This is a genomic window from Streptomyces sp. NPDC050085 (assembly GCF_044460595.1).
Taxonomy (GTDB): Bacteria; Actinomycetota; Actinomycetes; order Streptomycetales; family Streptomycetaceae; genus Streptomyces.
The window spans coordinates 335,697-348,944 of the sequence record NZ_JBITJZ010000007.1 but is presented as its reverse complement, the minus strand read 5'-3'; the positions used below and the strand labels follow the sequence as shown (position 1 = coordinate 348,944).

The following is a 13,248-nucleotide window of genomic DNA, read 5'->3' as shown; positions in this document are numbered from 1 at the left end:
CCCTTCGACGGCCGTCCGGACACGGCAGGAGCCGGGACCCCCGCCGCTGTGGCGGGGGTCCCGGCTCCATGTGCGCGAGGGGGCCGGGTCAGAGCTGGCCGGCCTCGGAGATCGTGATCTTCGCGGCGGTGGCACCGCTGCGCGAGCCGAGGGACTCGATCTTCTTCACGAGCTCCATGCCGTCCTCGACCTCACCGAAGACGACGTGCTTGCCGTCCAGCCAGTCGGTGACGATGGTGGTGATGAAGAACTGCGAGCCGTTGGTGTTCGGGCCCGCGTTGGCCATCGACAGCAGGCCCGGCTTGGTGTGCTTGAGCTGGAAGTTCTCGTCGGCGAACTTCTCGCCGTAGATGGACTTGCCGCCCGTGCCGTTGCCGGCGGTGAAGTCGCCGCCCTGGAGCATGAACTGCGGGATGACGCGGTGGAAGGACGAGCCGGCGTAGCCGAAGCCCTTCTCGCCCGTGCACAGCGCGCGGAAGTTCTCCGCGGTCTTCGGGACGACGTCCTCGAAGAGGTTGAACGTGATGCGCCCGGCGGGCTCGTCGTTGATCGTGATGTCGAAGTAGGTCTTGATTGCCATGCCGCAATCCTTTCATCACGAGCGCCGGAATGCCGATTCGGCCCGGGAAAGCGCTCGTGTCGGTACGATCCGCGACCGCGTCGCTGCGCTGCGTGACCGGCTCAGACCCGAAGGCGGTCCCTGGCCTGCACCCCGTCGGCCAGCGAGCGGACCCCGTACGCCTTGCCCAGGCCGTGGGCGGGCATGTCGAAGTAGATCGTCTCGTACGAGCCGCCGGGCACGGCGTACGTCTCGTGCCACAGGCCCACGTGCCCGCCGCTCTTGCGGACGTACCGGTTCAGCCGGGCCCACCAGGGCTGGTGGCGCTTGTCGGACGCGGCGGCGTACGCGAGCAGCTTCTCCTTGGACTCCCAGTACTGGACGACGTAGTACGTGCGCGGGCTCGCGGTGCCGAGGAAGAAGTTGAGCAGACCCAGGCCGCGGTCCTTGCCCAGCTCACGGAGCATCATGGGCATCGCACAGGCCACCGGGAGCCAGCGGTGCACAGCCCAGAAGTGATTGATCCGCATGCCGATGAGAAAGACGACGACGTCCGACTCGACGGCCGCTGTGGTCCGTCCTGTCTGAAGCTTCTGCGCCACAACTCCCCCTGTTTCACGGTCTGTTCGCGTGATTGGATAGTGGCACTTTCCAAGAAGGGGCACAAGAGATGCGGCTGGCGGAACTGAGCGCGAGCAGCGGGGTGCCGGTCGGCACGATCAAGTACTACCTGCGCGAAGGACTGCTGCCGCCGGGGCGGCGGATCAGCAAGACACAGGCGGACTACGACGAGGCGCACGTGCGGCGGCTCAATCTGGTGCGCGCCCTGATCCAGATCGGCGGGGTGCCGGTGGCGACCGCCCGGGAGGTGCTCGCGCACGTCGACGACGAGACCCTCGGTACGACGTTCCGCCTCGGCGCCGCGATGTGGGCGCTGCCGCAGCCGCCCGAGGCGCCTGCCGACGATCCCCTGGTGCGGGAGGTGACCGAGGTGGTCGACCGGTGCCTCGAGGCGGTGGGCTGGGAGCACGCGCGGGAGATCGGCGCCCTGTCCCCCAGCTACCGCTGGCTGGTCACCACCGTCACCACGGTGGTCCGGCTCGGGTACGCGAGCGACCCCGAGGTCCTCCTGGCGTACGCGCGGCAGATGGACGAGGTGGCACGGCTCGACATGGAGCGGATCGAGGACCTGGAGGGCGACGCGGAGAAGGCCGAGCTGGTGGTCGCGGCGGCCGTGCTGTTCGAGCCGCTGCTGCTCGCGCTGCGCCGCCTCGCGCAGGAAGAGCATTCCACGCGTCGATACGGCTTGTGAGAGCGGCCGTACGCCTGCCTACGATGGCGCCCTGGCCCCGGACTCTCGGCGGTGGCCATGGACCGGGAGGGACCAGGGATGATCATCTTCGGTACGCGGGGCTATGTCCTCCAGCTCGCGATACTCACGTTCGTGTGCGGCAACTGCGGCAATCCCTCGGCGCACACGCTGCGCAAGTACGTCACGAAGTTCACGCTGTTCTTCATCCCGCTGTTCCCGATCTCCACCAAGTTCCGTACGCAGTGCACGTTCTGCGGCATCGAGCACCAGGTGCCCAAGGAGCAGGCGGAGGCCATGCTGGTGCCGGCCGCGGCGCCGCAGGGTGGTGCCGCGCACCCGCAGCAGCACCACCAGGGCTGACCCGCGCTAGCTCCGGGGCGCGTCGCCGAAGTCGGGGATGCGCAGGCGCTCTCCGTCGCGCTGCGCCGAGGCGTGGGCGACGATGCCGGGCAGGGTGTAGCGGGCGGCCGTCCAGGCGTTGACCGGCGGCTGGCCGCCGGTGGCGACGGCGGTCACGAAGTCGTCGACGAGGAAGTGGTGGCTGCCCTCGTGTCCGTTCGGCATGTGGTCGAAGACGCGGGGCAGCCGGGTGCGGTCGTGGACGGGCGCCGAGCCCGAGGTGAAGGCGGCGCGCAGCTCGGGCGCGATGTGGGCGAGCGAGGCGTCGTCGGGGGCCAACGTCGGCCTGGGTTCCAGGAGTTCACTGATGTCGGTGACCCCCTTCTTGTCCTGCCAGAAGCTGACGGTGGCGAGCTGTTCCATGCTGGCGTCGGTGCCGAAGAAGCGGAAGCGGGACTCCCGGATGTGGGAGGGGTAGCCGACCCGGCGGAACTCGTTGGTGCGGAACGAGCCGCCGCCCGCCACCTCGAACAGGGCGGTCGCGTTCGACACGTCGTTGCCGAAGCGGCTGACGTCCTTGTCGAAGACGCCGTCGCCGCGCTCGTCCGGGACGCCGATCGCGGAGACGCTGACCGCGTGCGTCTGCCAGGCGCCGAGCACGCCGCCCACCGAGTGGGTGGGGTAGAGCAGTGGCGGATAGCTGGCCGTCGCCTTCCAGTCGGCGCCGCCGCTGTACTGGTACGCCGCGTAGAACCCGAGGTCCATGTCGTGGACGTAGTCGCCCTCCGCGTAGAAGAGCCGGCCGAAGGCGCCGTCGGCGATCTGGTTGCGGGCGTGCACGGTCGCCGGGTTGTACTGGCTGGTCTCTCCCATCATGTACGTCAGTCCGGTCTCCCGGACGGCGTCGATGATCGCGCCGATCTCGTCCTCGGTGATCGCCATCGGCACGGCCGAGTACACGTGCTTGCCGGCGCGCAGGGCCTGCAGGACGAGCGGGCCGTGGGTCCAGCGCTGGGTGAAGATCGCGACGGCGTCGACGTCCGGCGAGGCGAGCATGGCGTCGTACGTGGGGAAGGTGGCCGTCAGCCGTTCGGCGCGGACGAGGTCCTCGGCCCGCTCCGCCAGCAGGTCGGTGGCGTACAGCGCTCCGACGCCCGGATGCGCGCGGAACAGCTTCGCGAATGAACCGGCGAACTGTCCTGCGCCGACGATGCCCAGCGAGAAGGTCACGGCGGACCCCTTTCAGGTGGCGGCTTGCGCGTGGCGGTGGATCCCCCGGCGTACACGTCGCAGGGAGGACCCTCGATTACTTTTGGGCCGGAACTATCTCCGCGTCAAGAGGCCCGCACACCTCACGATCGGGCCTCAACTCCCTGCCTGCTTCTTGACTTTGCTTCCGTCGCGGAACAATTCTTCCGGTCATGAGCACACCTGCGAAGGAGAGCTGGCCGCCGCTGAGCCCCGGCGAGCGGGCCGTCGTGATCGAGGTGCTCCGGCACGGTCCGCGCTCCCGCGCCGAGCTGGCCCGGCGGCTCGGGCTCTCCGCGGGCAGCCTGACCCGGCTGACCAAGCCGCTGATCGAGTCGGGACTGCTGGTCGGGGAGGCGGCACCGGCCCGGGCCCGGCAGGGGCGTCCCTCGCAGCCGCTCGACGTGGTGGCGGGCTCGCGGCACTTCGCCGGGTTCAAGATCACCGGCGACGCGGTCCACGGGGTCGTCACGACGCTGCGCAGCGAGGTCGTCGCACGGCGCACGGTGCGGCTCACCACGCACGAGCCGGGCCGGGTGGCGGACGTACTGGCCGATCTGACCCGGGACTTCCGGTCCGCCTTCCCGCGGCTGGCCGGGATCGGGATCGGCGTGGCCGGGCCGGTGCGCGAGCGGGGCTGCGTCGTGGACAACCGCTTCCTCGGCTGGACCGGGGTCCCGCTCGCGGAGCTGGTGGAGGACCGCACCGGCCTCGCGGTGGTCGTCGACAACGACGTGACGGCGCTCGCGGAGGCGCAGGCCTGGTTCGGCGCGGGGCGGGGCCTGGACCGGTTCGCGCTGCTGACCATCGGCGCGGGCATCGGATACGCGCTCGTCCTCGCGGGCCGGCCGGTGCGCACGAGCGGCGGCGGGCTCGGCGGCCACTGGATCGTCGACCCGTGCGGCCCGCTCACCCCCGAGGGCGAACGGGGCAGCGCCACCGCCCTGTTGACCATCCCCAGCATCTGCTACCAGGTCCAGGCGGCCACGGGGCGGCCCACCGGTTACGCCGAGGTCCTGGCCGCCGCGGCGGCAGGTGAACCGGCGGCCGCCCGGGTCGTGGGCGAGGCGGCCCGGGCGCTCGGGGTGATGGTGGCGCAGATCGCGGACCTGGCGCTGCCGCAGAAGATCCTGCTCGCCGGGGAGGGCGTCGGCCTGATGGACGTGGCGGGCGACGTGGTGACCGCGACGGTCCGCGCCCGGCGTCCGCCCGGCGCGGAACCGGTGATCCTGGAGACCGAGGTCTCCGACTTCCACGCGTGGGCGCGCGGGGCGGCCGTGCTGGCGATCCAGGTGCTGGTGCTGGGAGCGACGCCGGGCGGATAGGGGCGACCACGGCTCATGCGGACGCGCCTCAGGCAGGTGCCCTTCAGGCACGCACCCCTCAGGCGGACGCGCCCTCGGCGGGATCTTCGGCCAGGTCGCCGCGGAGGATGCTGTAGAGCACGCAGTCGCGCCAGCGGCCGTCGCGGAAGACGAAGTCCCGCAGGGTTCCCTCGCGGGTGAAGCCGGCCTTCTCCAAGGCCCGCTGCTCGGCGACGTTGTCCACGTCGGTGTCGGCCTGGATGCGCTGCACCTGGGTGTGCGCGAAGAGGTGGCGGACCAGCAGTTCCTGGGCGCGGGTGCCGATGCCGCGGCCGCGCGACTCGGGCAGCAGCTGGATGCCCACGACCCAGTACTGGCTGGTGCGCGAGGAGAACTGCTTGCGCCAGGCCACGAAGCCGTGCGCCTGTGCGCCGGACGCCACCATGAGCTGCCCGCCGTCCTCGCCGAGCAGTCCGTCCTCCTGCCAGCGGCGGCGGAACAGCGAGGGATCCTTCCAGCCGAACCACTGGAAGGGGGTCGCCACCTCGGGGTCGGTCAGAAACCGTTCGAGGACCGGCAGATCGTCCTCGTACACCGGTCTCAGTGCCACTTCAGGTCCTGCCTCGGTCATCCCCGACTCCCCTGCCCCGTGGCCCGGTTGACACAGGCCGGTTGATCAATGGAGCCCACCCTACGGGCACCGCGGGACACGGCAGGGGCGTGCGGGCAGGAAAAGGCCCCGTCGCCTCACAGGGGGGGAGGAGGCGGCGGGGCCACAGGCTCGAGCGCCCGGGGGGGGGTGGGGCTGCTTGAGCTGTCTCTCCCCTCTGATGCCCGGGATCGGCGGGGGCATGCATCACTCCTGGAGACTTTCGCGCGCGGTCCGGCCGCCGCGGCCCCGAAGCCGCAAAAGTCTCAAGCGGGAGTTCAATGACACAGTGGAAGGCATGAAATTCCTTCTCGAAGTCGACATGGGCGACACGGCATTCGACGGCGACGCGGCGAGCGAACTGGGCCGGATCCTGCGGTACTGGGGCGGCAACCTCCACCACTTCGCGCTGACCATCGGCGACAGCTCGGCGATCTACGACTCCCGGTACGAGGCAGTGGGCCGCTGGGAGATCGTCGCGGCGGATTGATGATGGCCGAAACCCTTCGATCTCAGACGAGTTGATGCTCTCGGGGAGCGACGGGAGGTGTACGGCACTCCTGGCTGGGGTCCTGCCTTCGCACCGCCGACCTCGGTGTTCGTACGGGCCGGCGGCGCGACCGAGGCCGTAGCACGGCATGGGCGGGCAGCGGCGACTTCGCGACGAAGTTACCGACGGGGTCAACTGCCCTACTTGTCCGACCTGTTCGGCACGCGGCATGACTAGCATGAGCGCTCGTAACGGTCCGGAAGATCGACGTCCCCTTCGACGCCCGACGACCGGATCCGCAGCCGACACGACCGGTCGGCGCGTCGCTTCCCGCACTCAAGGACCGAGGGACCGCGGAATGTCAGTGCCTGCACCCCCCAGCCCGCACGCGATAGCCCGGGCGGGGCGAACCTCGCTCGGCGTGGCGCTCGCCGTGCTCGTGGCGGCGGCGGCCGCGGCCGGTGCCGCGGCCGCTCTCGCCCCGCACGCCGCCCGCACCTGGGCCGTGTGGACGGCCCTGACCGCCTGGGTGTGCCTGGCCGTCACCGTGGTCGTGGCCCTGGCCCTCATCGGCCGGGCCCGGCGCGCCACCGCTCGCACGGCCCGGGAACTCGCCCAGGCACAGGGGCAGTTGACCCAGCAGGCGGCGGAGGCGGCGCACCTGGTGAACGTGACGCTGCCCGGCGTCGTGCGCCAGCTGCGCGAGACGGCGAGCGCGACCCCGGCCGCCACTCCCTCCGACCCCCATCTGCGCCGCGTCATGGAGGAGTTCACCGCGACCGTCGAGACGGCCGTACGGGAAGCGGCGCACGCGGCGGCCGAACGCGACGCGGCGCGCGGCGAACTGGAGCGGGCCGCGGCCGAGCTCGACCACCTCACCGGCGAGACGTTCCCGGCCGCCGTGGCGCGGCTGCGCGAGGGCAGCTCGGCCGAGACGGTCCTCGCCGAGCTGGCCCTGCCCGACACCCCGGTGTTGAGGGTTCCGGCCGAGACGTTCCTGCGGGAACTGGCACTGAGCGAGCGCCGCGCGGCCGCCGCCCAGGCCGCGTCCGCCAAGGCCCTGAGCCGCGTCCAGGCCAAGTCCGTCAGCATGCTGGCCGATCTGCGCGGGATGCAGGAACGGCACGGCGAGGAGGTCTTCGGGGATCTGCTGCGACTCGACCACTCCACGTCCCAACTCGGCCTGATGACCGACCGGCTGGCGCTGCTCATGGGCGGCCGCTCCAGCCGCGCCTGGAACCGGCCGATCGTGATGGAGAGCGTGCTGCGCGGCGCCGTCGGCCGGATCGCCGCCTACCAGCGGGTGCGGCTGCACTGCGCGACGGACGCGGCGATCGCCGGGTTCGCGGCCGAGGGCGTCATGCACCTGCTCGCCGAGCTGATGGACAACGCGGCGAACTTCTCGCCGCCCATCGACGAGGTGCACGTGTACGTCGAGGAGCGTTCGGCGGGGCTCGTCGTGACGATCGAGGACAGCGGCCTGAAGATGGCCGACGCGGCCATGCGCCGTGCGGAGCAGGCGGTGTCCGGGCAGGTCACCGACCTGGCGTCGCTGCAGGGCACCCGGCTCGGGCTCGCCGTCGTGGGACGGCTCGCCGCGAAGTACCGCATCGACGTGAACTTCCGCCCGTCCTCGCGCGGCGGCACCGGCGTCGTCGTCCTGCTGCCGCCCCAACTCCTGGCCCAGCAGCGGGACATCATCGCGCAGCCGCTGCCCGCCGCCCGGCCCGCCCCGGCGGAGACGCACGAGCGCGCCGCCGACTCCGAAGGGCCCGGCTCCCCCGCCGTCGCGGACACGCCGGTCCCGCAGCCCGCCGCGGCGACGCCCAACGGGCTGCCGGTGCGCCCGCCCGGCCGGACCATGGCCGCTGCCGAACAGGGCCGCGAGCGGTCGGCCGCCGAGGCCGACACCGAACGTGCCGAGCGGCCGGCCCGGGACGCGGGCGCCCGCTTCGGCGCCTTCCACCGTGCCCGCAAGGCGAAGGACGGCGACCGGCCCGAGTAGGCCGCGCCGCCCGAAGGACCCCCAACCCCCGCTCTACACCGTGAGATTGGAGGCACGGGCGGTGTCCGGCAGCGCCGGAGTCAGCCCCGCCCGACCCCGCCATGCAGACGACTGACACCAGCCTGACCTGGCTCCTGGAGAGCCTGCTGGAGCGCACTCCCGGCACCCGGCACGCGCTCGTCCTGTCCCGGGACGGACTGAAGCTGTGCTGGAGCGAGCACCTGAACCTGGACCGGGCCGACCAGCTCGCGGCGATCTGCTCCGGCATCCAGGCGCTCGCGCAGGGCGCATCGGTGGAGTTCGGCGACGGGACCGGCGGCGTACGGCACTCGATGACCGAGTTCCACGGCGGGCTGCTGTTCATCGTGGACGCGGGCGAGGGCGCACACCTCGCGGTCGTCGCGTCCGAGGACGCCGATCCGGGCGTGGTCGGCCACCAGATGACCGAGCTGGTGGAGCAGATCGGGGAGCACCTGCGGGCCGAGCCGCGCACGCCCGCCGCGGGGGGCGGCGCCTCGTGACGCCGCGCCGGCCGGTGGACACCGGCGCCCCGGACCGGCTGTACACGGTGACGGGGGGCCGCAGCCGCGCCGACGACACCTCGTTCGACCTGGTGACGCTCGTGGTCAGCGAGTGCGAGCCCGTCGCGGGGATGCAGTCCGAGCACGTACGCATCCTCGAGCTGTGCCGGCATCCGACGGCCGTCGTGGAGCTCGCCGCCGAGCTGCAGCTGCCGATCACCGTCGTGCGCATCCTGCTCGGCGATCTGCTGGCCGGCGGCAAGGTCACCGCCCGTCATCCGCGCGCCGCGGCGTCCGTCGCCGCGCTCCCCGACTCCGCCCTTCTCAAGGAGGTGCTCCATGGGCTCCGCAACCTCTGACCTGCCCGTGCGCCGCACGCCGCTCGGCGCCGCCGCGGACACCGGCCTCAAGATCGTCGTGGTCGGCGGGTTCGGGGTCGGCAAGACCACCCTCGTCCGGTCGGTGAGCGAGATCAGGCCGCTGAACACCGAGGAGGTCATGACCCAGGCCGGTGTGGGCGTCGACGAGACGACCGGGGTGGCCGCGAAGACCACGACCACGGTCGCCTTCGATTTCGGCCGCATCAGCCTCAACGACCGCATGGTGCTGTACCTGTTCGGGGCGCCGGGGCAGGAGCGGTTCTGGTTCCTGTGGGACCGCCTGTTCTCCGGGACGCTCGGCGCGGTCGTCCTCGTCGACACGCGCCGGATGGACGACTCCTGGTACGCGATCGACCGCCTGGAGCACCACGGCACCCCCTTCGTGGTGGCGGTCAACCGGTTCGACGACGAGCCGGTGCGGCACTCGCTCGACGAGATCCGCCAGGCCCTGGCCCTGCCCGAGCACGTACCGATGGTCGACTGCGACGCCCGGGTCAGATCGTCGGGCAAGGACGTCCTGATCACCCTCGTGGACCACCTCTACACACGGGCCATGGCCCGGGAGACGACACCGTGACGGAACAGAAGACCCCACCGGCCGGCTGCCCCGCGCACGCGGGCGCGGTCCCGCTCAGCGGTCTGCAGTACCAGCAGACGCCGTCGCAGCTGTACCGCGCGCTGCGCCGGGAGCACGGCCCGGTCGCGCCCGTGCTGCTCGACGGGGGCGTCCCGGCCTGGCTGGTGCTCGGCTACTCCGAGGTCAGCTACGTCACCGCGCACGACGAACTGTTCGCGCGGGACTCGCGGCGCTGGAACCAGTGGGAGCACATCCCCGAGGACTGGCCGCTGATGCCGTTCGTCGGCTACCAGCCGTCGGTGCTGTTCACGGAGGGGCCCGAGCACCAGCGGCGGGCCGGGGTGATCACGCACGCCCTGGAGCAGGTCGACCAGTTCGAGCTGGCCCGCGACTGTGCGCAGATCGCCGACCGGCTGATCTCCGTGTTCGCGGGCAGCGGCCAGGCGGAGCTGATGGCGGCGTACGCGCACGCGCTGCCGATGCGCGCGGCGGTGCAGATGTGCGGCATGCCCCAACTCGGCACGGACACCCAGGACTTGGTGGACGACCTGCGGATCTCTCTGGACGCCGCCGAGGGCGACGACCCGGTGGCCGCGTACGTCCGTGTGGGCGAGCGGATCCAGCGCCTGGTCAAGGACAAGCGGGAGCGTCCCGGCGCCGACGTCACCTCGCGGATGATCCTCGATCCGGCGGGGCTGACCGACGAGGAGATCGTGCAGGACCTGATCTCGGTGATCGCGGCGGCGCAGCAGCCGACGGCGAACTGGATCTGCAACACGCTGCGGCTCCTGCTGACGGACGAGCGGTTCGCCCTGAACGTGTCGGGCGGGCGCCTGAGCGTCGGCGAGGCACTCAACGAGGTGCTGTGGCTGGACACGCCGACGCAGAACTTCATCGGCCGGTGGGCGGTGCGCGACACGCAGCTCGGCGGGCGGCAGATCCGGGCGGGCGACTGTCTGGTCCTCGGGCTCGCGGCCGCGAACACGGACCCGCAGATCTGGCCGGAGTCGCAGGTGGGCGCGGAGAACGCGGCGCACCTGTCGTTCAGCAACGGGGAGCACCGCTGCCCCTACCCCGCTCCCCTGCTGGCCGACGTCATCGCGCGCACGGCGGTGGAGACGCTCCTGGACCGGCTGCCCGACCTCGTGCTCGCGGTGGAGCCGGAGGAGCTGACCTGGCGCCCCTCGATCTGGATGCGAGGCCTCACGTCGCTGCCGGTGAGCTTCACGCCGGTCGTGCAGTAGGCCGCCCCTCCCGGGGCGGCCCCCTTTCGGTCAGTAGGTGGCGTGCATCGCGGCGCGTACGTCCTTGAGCGTGGCGTCGGCGACGGCGTTCGCCCGCTCGTTGCCGACCCGCAGCACGTCCCTGACCAGGCGGCGGTCCTCGGCGTAGGCGGCGCGGCGGGCGCGGATCGGCGCGAGGTACTCGTTCACGGCCTCGGTGACGCGCCGCTTGAGGGCCGCGCCGCCTCCGTCCCCGATCTCCTCGGCGACCCGCGCCGGGTCCGTGCCCTCGCACAGGGCGGCGAGCAGCACGAGCGAGGAGACCTCGGGGCGGCCCGTGGGGTCGTACGTGATGTGCCGGTGCGCGTCGGTCTTGGCGCCGCGCAGCAGGCGTGCGGTCTCGTCGGCGGTGGCGGACAGGGAGATGGCGTTGCCGCGGCTCTTGCTCATCTTGCCGCCGTCGGTGCCGAGCAGCAGCGGCGCATCGGAGAGCAGGGCGTCGGGCTGCGGGAAGACCGAAGTGCCGTTGCCGTAGCGGTCGTTGAAGCGTCTGGCGACGGTCCGGGTGATCTCCAGATGGGGCAGCTGGTCCTGTCCTACGGGCACCAGGTTCGCCTTGCAGAAGAGGATGTCGGCGGCCTGGTGGACGGGGTAGGTGAACATCAGGCCGCTGACGGCGGACTGCCGGGAGTGGGCGATCTCGTCCTTCACCGTGGGGTTGCGGTTCAGCTCCGCGACGGAGACGAGGCTGAGGAACGGCAGCAGCAGCTGGTTGAGGGCAGGCACGGCGCTGTGCGCGAAGATCGTGGACCGCTCGGGGTCGATGCCGATCGCCAGATAGTCGAGGACGAGCTCTTCCACGTACTCGGTGAGGTTCTCGGCGACGTCGCGGTCGGTGAGCACTTGATAGTCGGCGACGAGCACGAACGTCTCCACGCCCAGGTCCTGGAGTCTGACGCGGTTGTGCAGGGTGCCGAAGTAGTGCCCGAGATGGAGGCGTCCGGTGGGCCGGTCGCCGGTGAGCACCCGGAAGCGTCCGGGGTCCTCGGCGATCTGCTTCTCCAGCTCGGCGCTGCGGGCCTGTGCGGCGGACGTGCCGAGGGTGTCGGCCGGGGTGCTGCTCATGATCTCTCCCGTGGGTCACGGGCGCCCTCGGGACGGCACGACTTCCGCGGGGAAGAAGAAAGGGCCGTCCGGGGACGGCCCTTTACGTGCATGACTGCGGCCGCCTCTAGGTGAGGCGCCACCAGCTCAGACACGAAGAACGATGCATGAGAAAAGCGTACACCGTTCGACGTGGCCGCGTCAGGCCCCGACCGGTGTGAACCGGACGGGCAGCGACTGCGGGCCGCGGGTGAACACACCCTGCTCGACGGGGTCGAAGCCGTCGGCGAGGCGCAGGTCGGGCATGGCGTCGAGCAGCTGGTTCACCCCGGTCTCCACCTCGGCCTTGGCGAGCAGCGCGCCGACGCAGAAGTGCCGGCCGAGGGCGAAGGCGAGGTGGTCGGCGGCGGCCGAGAACGCCGTGGTCGTCGTCAGGTCCTCGCGGAAGAGGTCGAAGCGGTCGGGGTCCTTGTACCGGTTCTCGTCCCGGTTGGCGGCGCCGATGAGACAGGTGACCGTGGCTCCGGCGGGGATGGTCCCGCCGCTGACCTCCACGTCGACGGCGGACTGCCGCATGATCATGTGGACGGGCGGGGTGAAGCGCAGCGTCTCGGCGAAGGCGCGGGCGATCAGCGAGCGGTCCTCGCGCACGGCGGCCAACTGCTCGGGGTTGACGAGCAGGTTGGCGAAGATGCTGGCGATGGCCTTGTCGGTGGTCTCGCCGCCGGCCGCGAGGAGCAGGCTGCAGAAGGCCTTGATGTCCTCGTCGCTCATCCGCACGCCGTCGACCTCGGCGGCGCACAGGGCGGACAGCAGGTCGTCGCCGAGGTTGTCGCGGCGCTCGCGGATGATCGGGAACATATACTCGGCGAACTCGACGCGGGTGCGCTCGCCCGCGGCCGCGACCTCGGGGTCGCCCGCCAGGTTGCCGAGGAAGGCGATGACGGCGGTGTACCAGCCGTGGAAGCGGGCGTGGTCGGCCTTGTCGAGGCCGAGCATGTCGGCGATGACGTTGACCGGGAAGCGGGTGGCGTAGTCGCCGACGAGGTCGGCGGTGCCCGTGTCCCTGAACCGGTCTATCAGCTCACGGGAGTTGGCCTCGATGACCGGCAGGAACTTCTCCTGCAGATCGCTGCCGCGGAAGGCCGGTGCGACCAGGGCCCGGCGCACCGCGTGCTCCCGGCCGCTGAGCTGGAGGATCGTCTTGCCGTGCACGGGCTCGATCTGCCAGTCGTAGTTGTCGGTGGTGAACTGCGCCTCCTTGTCCTTGAAGACGCGTTCCACGTCCGCGTACCGCGAGACGATCCAGCTCTGCGTCGCCTCGTGCCGGATGAGGGGCGCGGACTCGCGCATCACGCGGTACGCGGGGTAGGGGTTCGCGGCGAACTCCGGCGAGAGGATGTCGGGGACCTGCGCGGTGGTCATGGAGCTCCCTGAGTGGGTGAACGGGCGATCGGGGCCAGGCTATTGATCACCTGTCACCCGGAACAGCCCCCTCCGCGCCGTCAGTTGAGCACTGCACGATCTCCGTGGCCGA

15 protein-coding genes are annotated in these 13,248 nt (G+C 71.5%); 9 read left to right on the top strand and 6 right to left on the bottom strand.

The genetic code is table 11. The features are described 5' to 3' along the window. Positions 1–88 precede the first annotated feature (88 nt). Both ACIBUY_RS26895 and ACIBUY_RS26890 read right to left on the bottom strand, forming a co-directional pair. Positions 89–580 carry a peptidylprolyl isomerase gene (locus ACIBUY_RS26895; RefSeq protein WP_365565811.1) on the bottom strand — a complete coding sequence of 164 codons (492 nt, stop codon included), beginning with the start codon at positions 578–580 and terminating at the stop codon, positions 89–91. A gap of 101 nt (positions 581–681) precedes the next feature. Next, the gene (locus ACIBUY_RS26890) at positions 682–1,161 is read right to left on the bottom strand and encodes a DUF4188 domain-containing protein (RefSeq protein ID WP_365565813.1); all 480 of its coding nucleotides are present in this window, start codon (positions 1,159–1,161) and stop codon (positions 682–684) included. Between the two features lie 68 nt (positions 1,162–1,229). Between ACIBUY_RS26890 and ACIBUY_RS26885 the strand changes: the two genes are divergently transcribed. Together ACIBUY_RS26885 and ACIBUY_RS26880 are read left to right on the top strand one after the other, a co-directional pair. Further along, entirely contained in the window at positions 1,230–1,871 is a 642-nt protein-coding gene (locus tag ACIBUY_RS26885; protein ID WP_365565814.1) for a MerR family transcriptional regulator, read from the top strand. Between the two features lie 78 nt (positions 1,872–1,949). After that, positions 1,950–2,231, top strand: a complete 282-nt coding sequence (locus tag ACIBUY_RS26880; RefSeq protein WP_365565816.1) for a zinc-ribbon domain-containing protein — start codon at positions 1,950–1,952, stop codon at positions 2,229–2,231. 6 nt (positions 2,232–2,237) lie between these two features. On the opposite strand, the gene ACIBUY_RS26875 is transcribed toward ACIBUY_RS26880, so the two are convergent. After that, a complete protein-coding gene (locus ACIBUY_RS26875) occupies positions 2,238–3,440 on the bottom strand; it encodes a Gfo/Idh/MocA family protein (protein WP_399153962.1) in 1,203 nt (400 codons plus the stop codon). Between the two features lie 191 nt (positions 3,441–3,631). Here ACIBUY_RS26875 and ACIBUY_RS26870 point away from each other — a divergent pair, with 191 nt between their 5' ends. Further along, positions 3,632–4,783, top strand: coding sequence for an ROK family transcriptional regulator (locus ACIBUY_RS26870; RefSeq protein ID WP_365565819.1), 1,152 nt, complete (start codon positions 3,632–3,634; stop codon positions 4,781–4,783). Between the two features lie 58 nt (positions 4,784–4,841). Here ACIBUY_RS26870 and ACIBUY_RS26865 read toward each other — a convergent pair whose 3' ends face one another. Continuing rightward, positions 4,842–5,372, bottom strand: coding sequence for a GNAT family N-acetyltransferase (locus tag ACIBUY_RS26865; RefSeq protein WP_399153961.1), 531 nt, complete (start codon positions 5,370–5,372; stop codon positions 4,842–4,844). 337 nt (positions 5,373–5,709) lie between these two features. On the opposite strand from ACIBUY_RS26865, the gene ACIBUY_RS26860 reads away from it, so the two are divergent. From ACIBUY_RS26860 to ACIBUY_RS26835, 6 genes are all read left to right on the top strand, one after another. Further along, entirely contained in the window at positions 5,710–5,901 is a 192-nt protein-coding gene (locus ACIBUY_RS26860; protein ID WP_399153960.1) for a hypothetical protein, read from the top strand. A gap of 358 nt (positions 5,902–6,259) precedes the next feature. After that, positions 6,260–7,906 (top strand): sensor histidine kinase, encoded by a 1,647-nt coding sequence (locus tag ACIBUY_RS26855; RefSeq protein ID WP_399153959.1) that lies wholly within the window; start codon positions 6,260–6,262, stop codon positions 7,904–7,906. A 101-nt stretch (positions 7,907–8,007) separates the two neighbouring features. Continuing rightward, a complete protein-coding gene (locus tag ACIBUY_RS26850; RefSeq protein WP_365565824.1) occupies positions 8,008–8,427 on the top strand; it encodes a roadblock/LC7 domain-containing protein in 420 nt (139 codons plus the stop codon). Further along, positions 8,424–8,786, top strand: a complete 363-nt coding sequence (locus tag ACIBUY_RS26845; RefSeq protein WP_365565826.1) for a DUF742 domain-containing protein — start codon at positions 8,424–8,426, stop codon at positions 8,784–8,786. The genes ACIBUY_RS26850 and ACIBUY_RS26845 overlap by 4 nt, the downstream gene beginning before the upstream one ends. After that, entirely contained in the window at positions 8,767–9,384 is a 618-nt protein-coding gene (locus ACIBUY_RS26840; protein WP_399153958.1) for a GTP-binding protein, read from the top strand. The genes ACIBUY_RS26845 and ACIBUY_RS26840 overlap by 20 nt, the downstream gene beginning before the upstream one ends. Then, positions 9,381–10,628, top strand: coding sequence for a cytochrome P450 (locus tag ACIBUY_RS26835; RefSeq protein ID WP_365565829.1), 1,248 nt, complete (start codon positions 9,381–9,383; stop codon positions 10,626–10,628). Before ACIBUY_RS26840 ends, ACIBUY_RS26835 begins: the two co-directional genes overlap by 4 nt. A 30-nt stretch (positions 10,629–10,658) precedes the next feature. On the opposite strand, the gene trpS is transcribed toward ACIBUY_RS26835, so the two are convergent. Both trpS and ACIBUY_RS26825 read right to left on the bottom strand, forming a co-directional pair. Continuing rightward, the gene (gene trpS / locus ACIBUY_RS26830; RefSeq protein WP_399153957.1) at positions 10,659–11,732 is read right to left on the bottom strand and encodes a tryptophan--tRNA ligase; all 1,074 of its coding nucleotides are present in this window, start codon (positions 11,730–11,732) and stop codon (positions 10,659–10,661) included. 180 nt (positions 11,733–11,912) lie between these two features. Then, the gene (locus tag ACIBUY_RS26825; protein WP_365565831.1) at positions 11,913–13,136 is read right to left on the bottom strand and encodes a cytochrome P450; all 1,224 of its coding nucleotides are present in this window, start codon (positions 13,134–13,136) and stop codon (positions 11,913–11,915) included. Positions 13,137–13,248 lie beyond the last annotated feature (112 nt).

Bases quoted from the DNA above. Each gene is read 5' to 3' on its own strand.
- ACIBUY_RS26840 (WP_399153958.1), top strand. From the start codon at position 8,767: ATGGGCTCCGCAACCTCTGACCTGCCCGTGCGCCGCACGCCGCTCGGC.
- trpS (WP_399153957.1), bottom strand. From the start codon at position 11,732: ATGAGCAGCACCCCGGCCGACACCCTCGGCACGTCCGCCGCACAGGCC.
- ACIBUY_RS26880 (WP_365565816.1), top strand. From the start codon at position 1,950: ATGATCATCTTCGGTACGCGGGGCTATGTCCTCCAGCTCGCGATACTC.
- ACIBUY_RS26825 (WP_365565831.1), bottom strand. From the start codon at position 13,136: ATGACCACCGCGCAGGTCCCCGACATCCTCTCGCCGGAGTTCGCCGCG.
- ACIBUY_RS26855 (WP_399153959.1), top strand. From the start codon at position 6,260: ATGTCAGTGCCTGCACCCCCCAGCCCGCACGCGATAGCCCGGGCGGGG.
- ACIBUY_RS26885 (WP_365565814.1), top strand. From the start codon at position 1,230: ATGCGGCTGGCGGAACTGAGCGCGAGCAGCGGGGTGCCGGTCGGCACG.
- ACIBUY_RS26895 (WP_365565811.1), bottom strand. From the start codon at position 580: ATGGCAATCAAGACCTACTTCGACATCACGATCAACGACGAGCCCGCC.
- ACIBUY_RS26860 (WP_399153960.1), top strand. From the start codon at position 5,710: ATGAAATTCCTTCTCGAAGTCGACATGGGCGACACGGCATTCGACGGC.
- ACIBUY_RS26870 (WP_365565819.1), top strand. From the start codon at position 3,632: ATGAGCACACCTGCGAAGGAGAGCTGGCCGCCGCTGAGCCCCGGCGAG.
- ACIBUY_RS26850 (WP_365565824.1), top strand. From the start codon at position 8,008: ATGCAGACGACTGACACCAGCCTGACCTGGCTCCTGGAGAGCCTGCTG.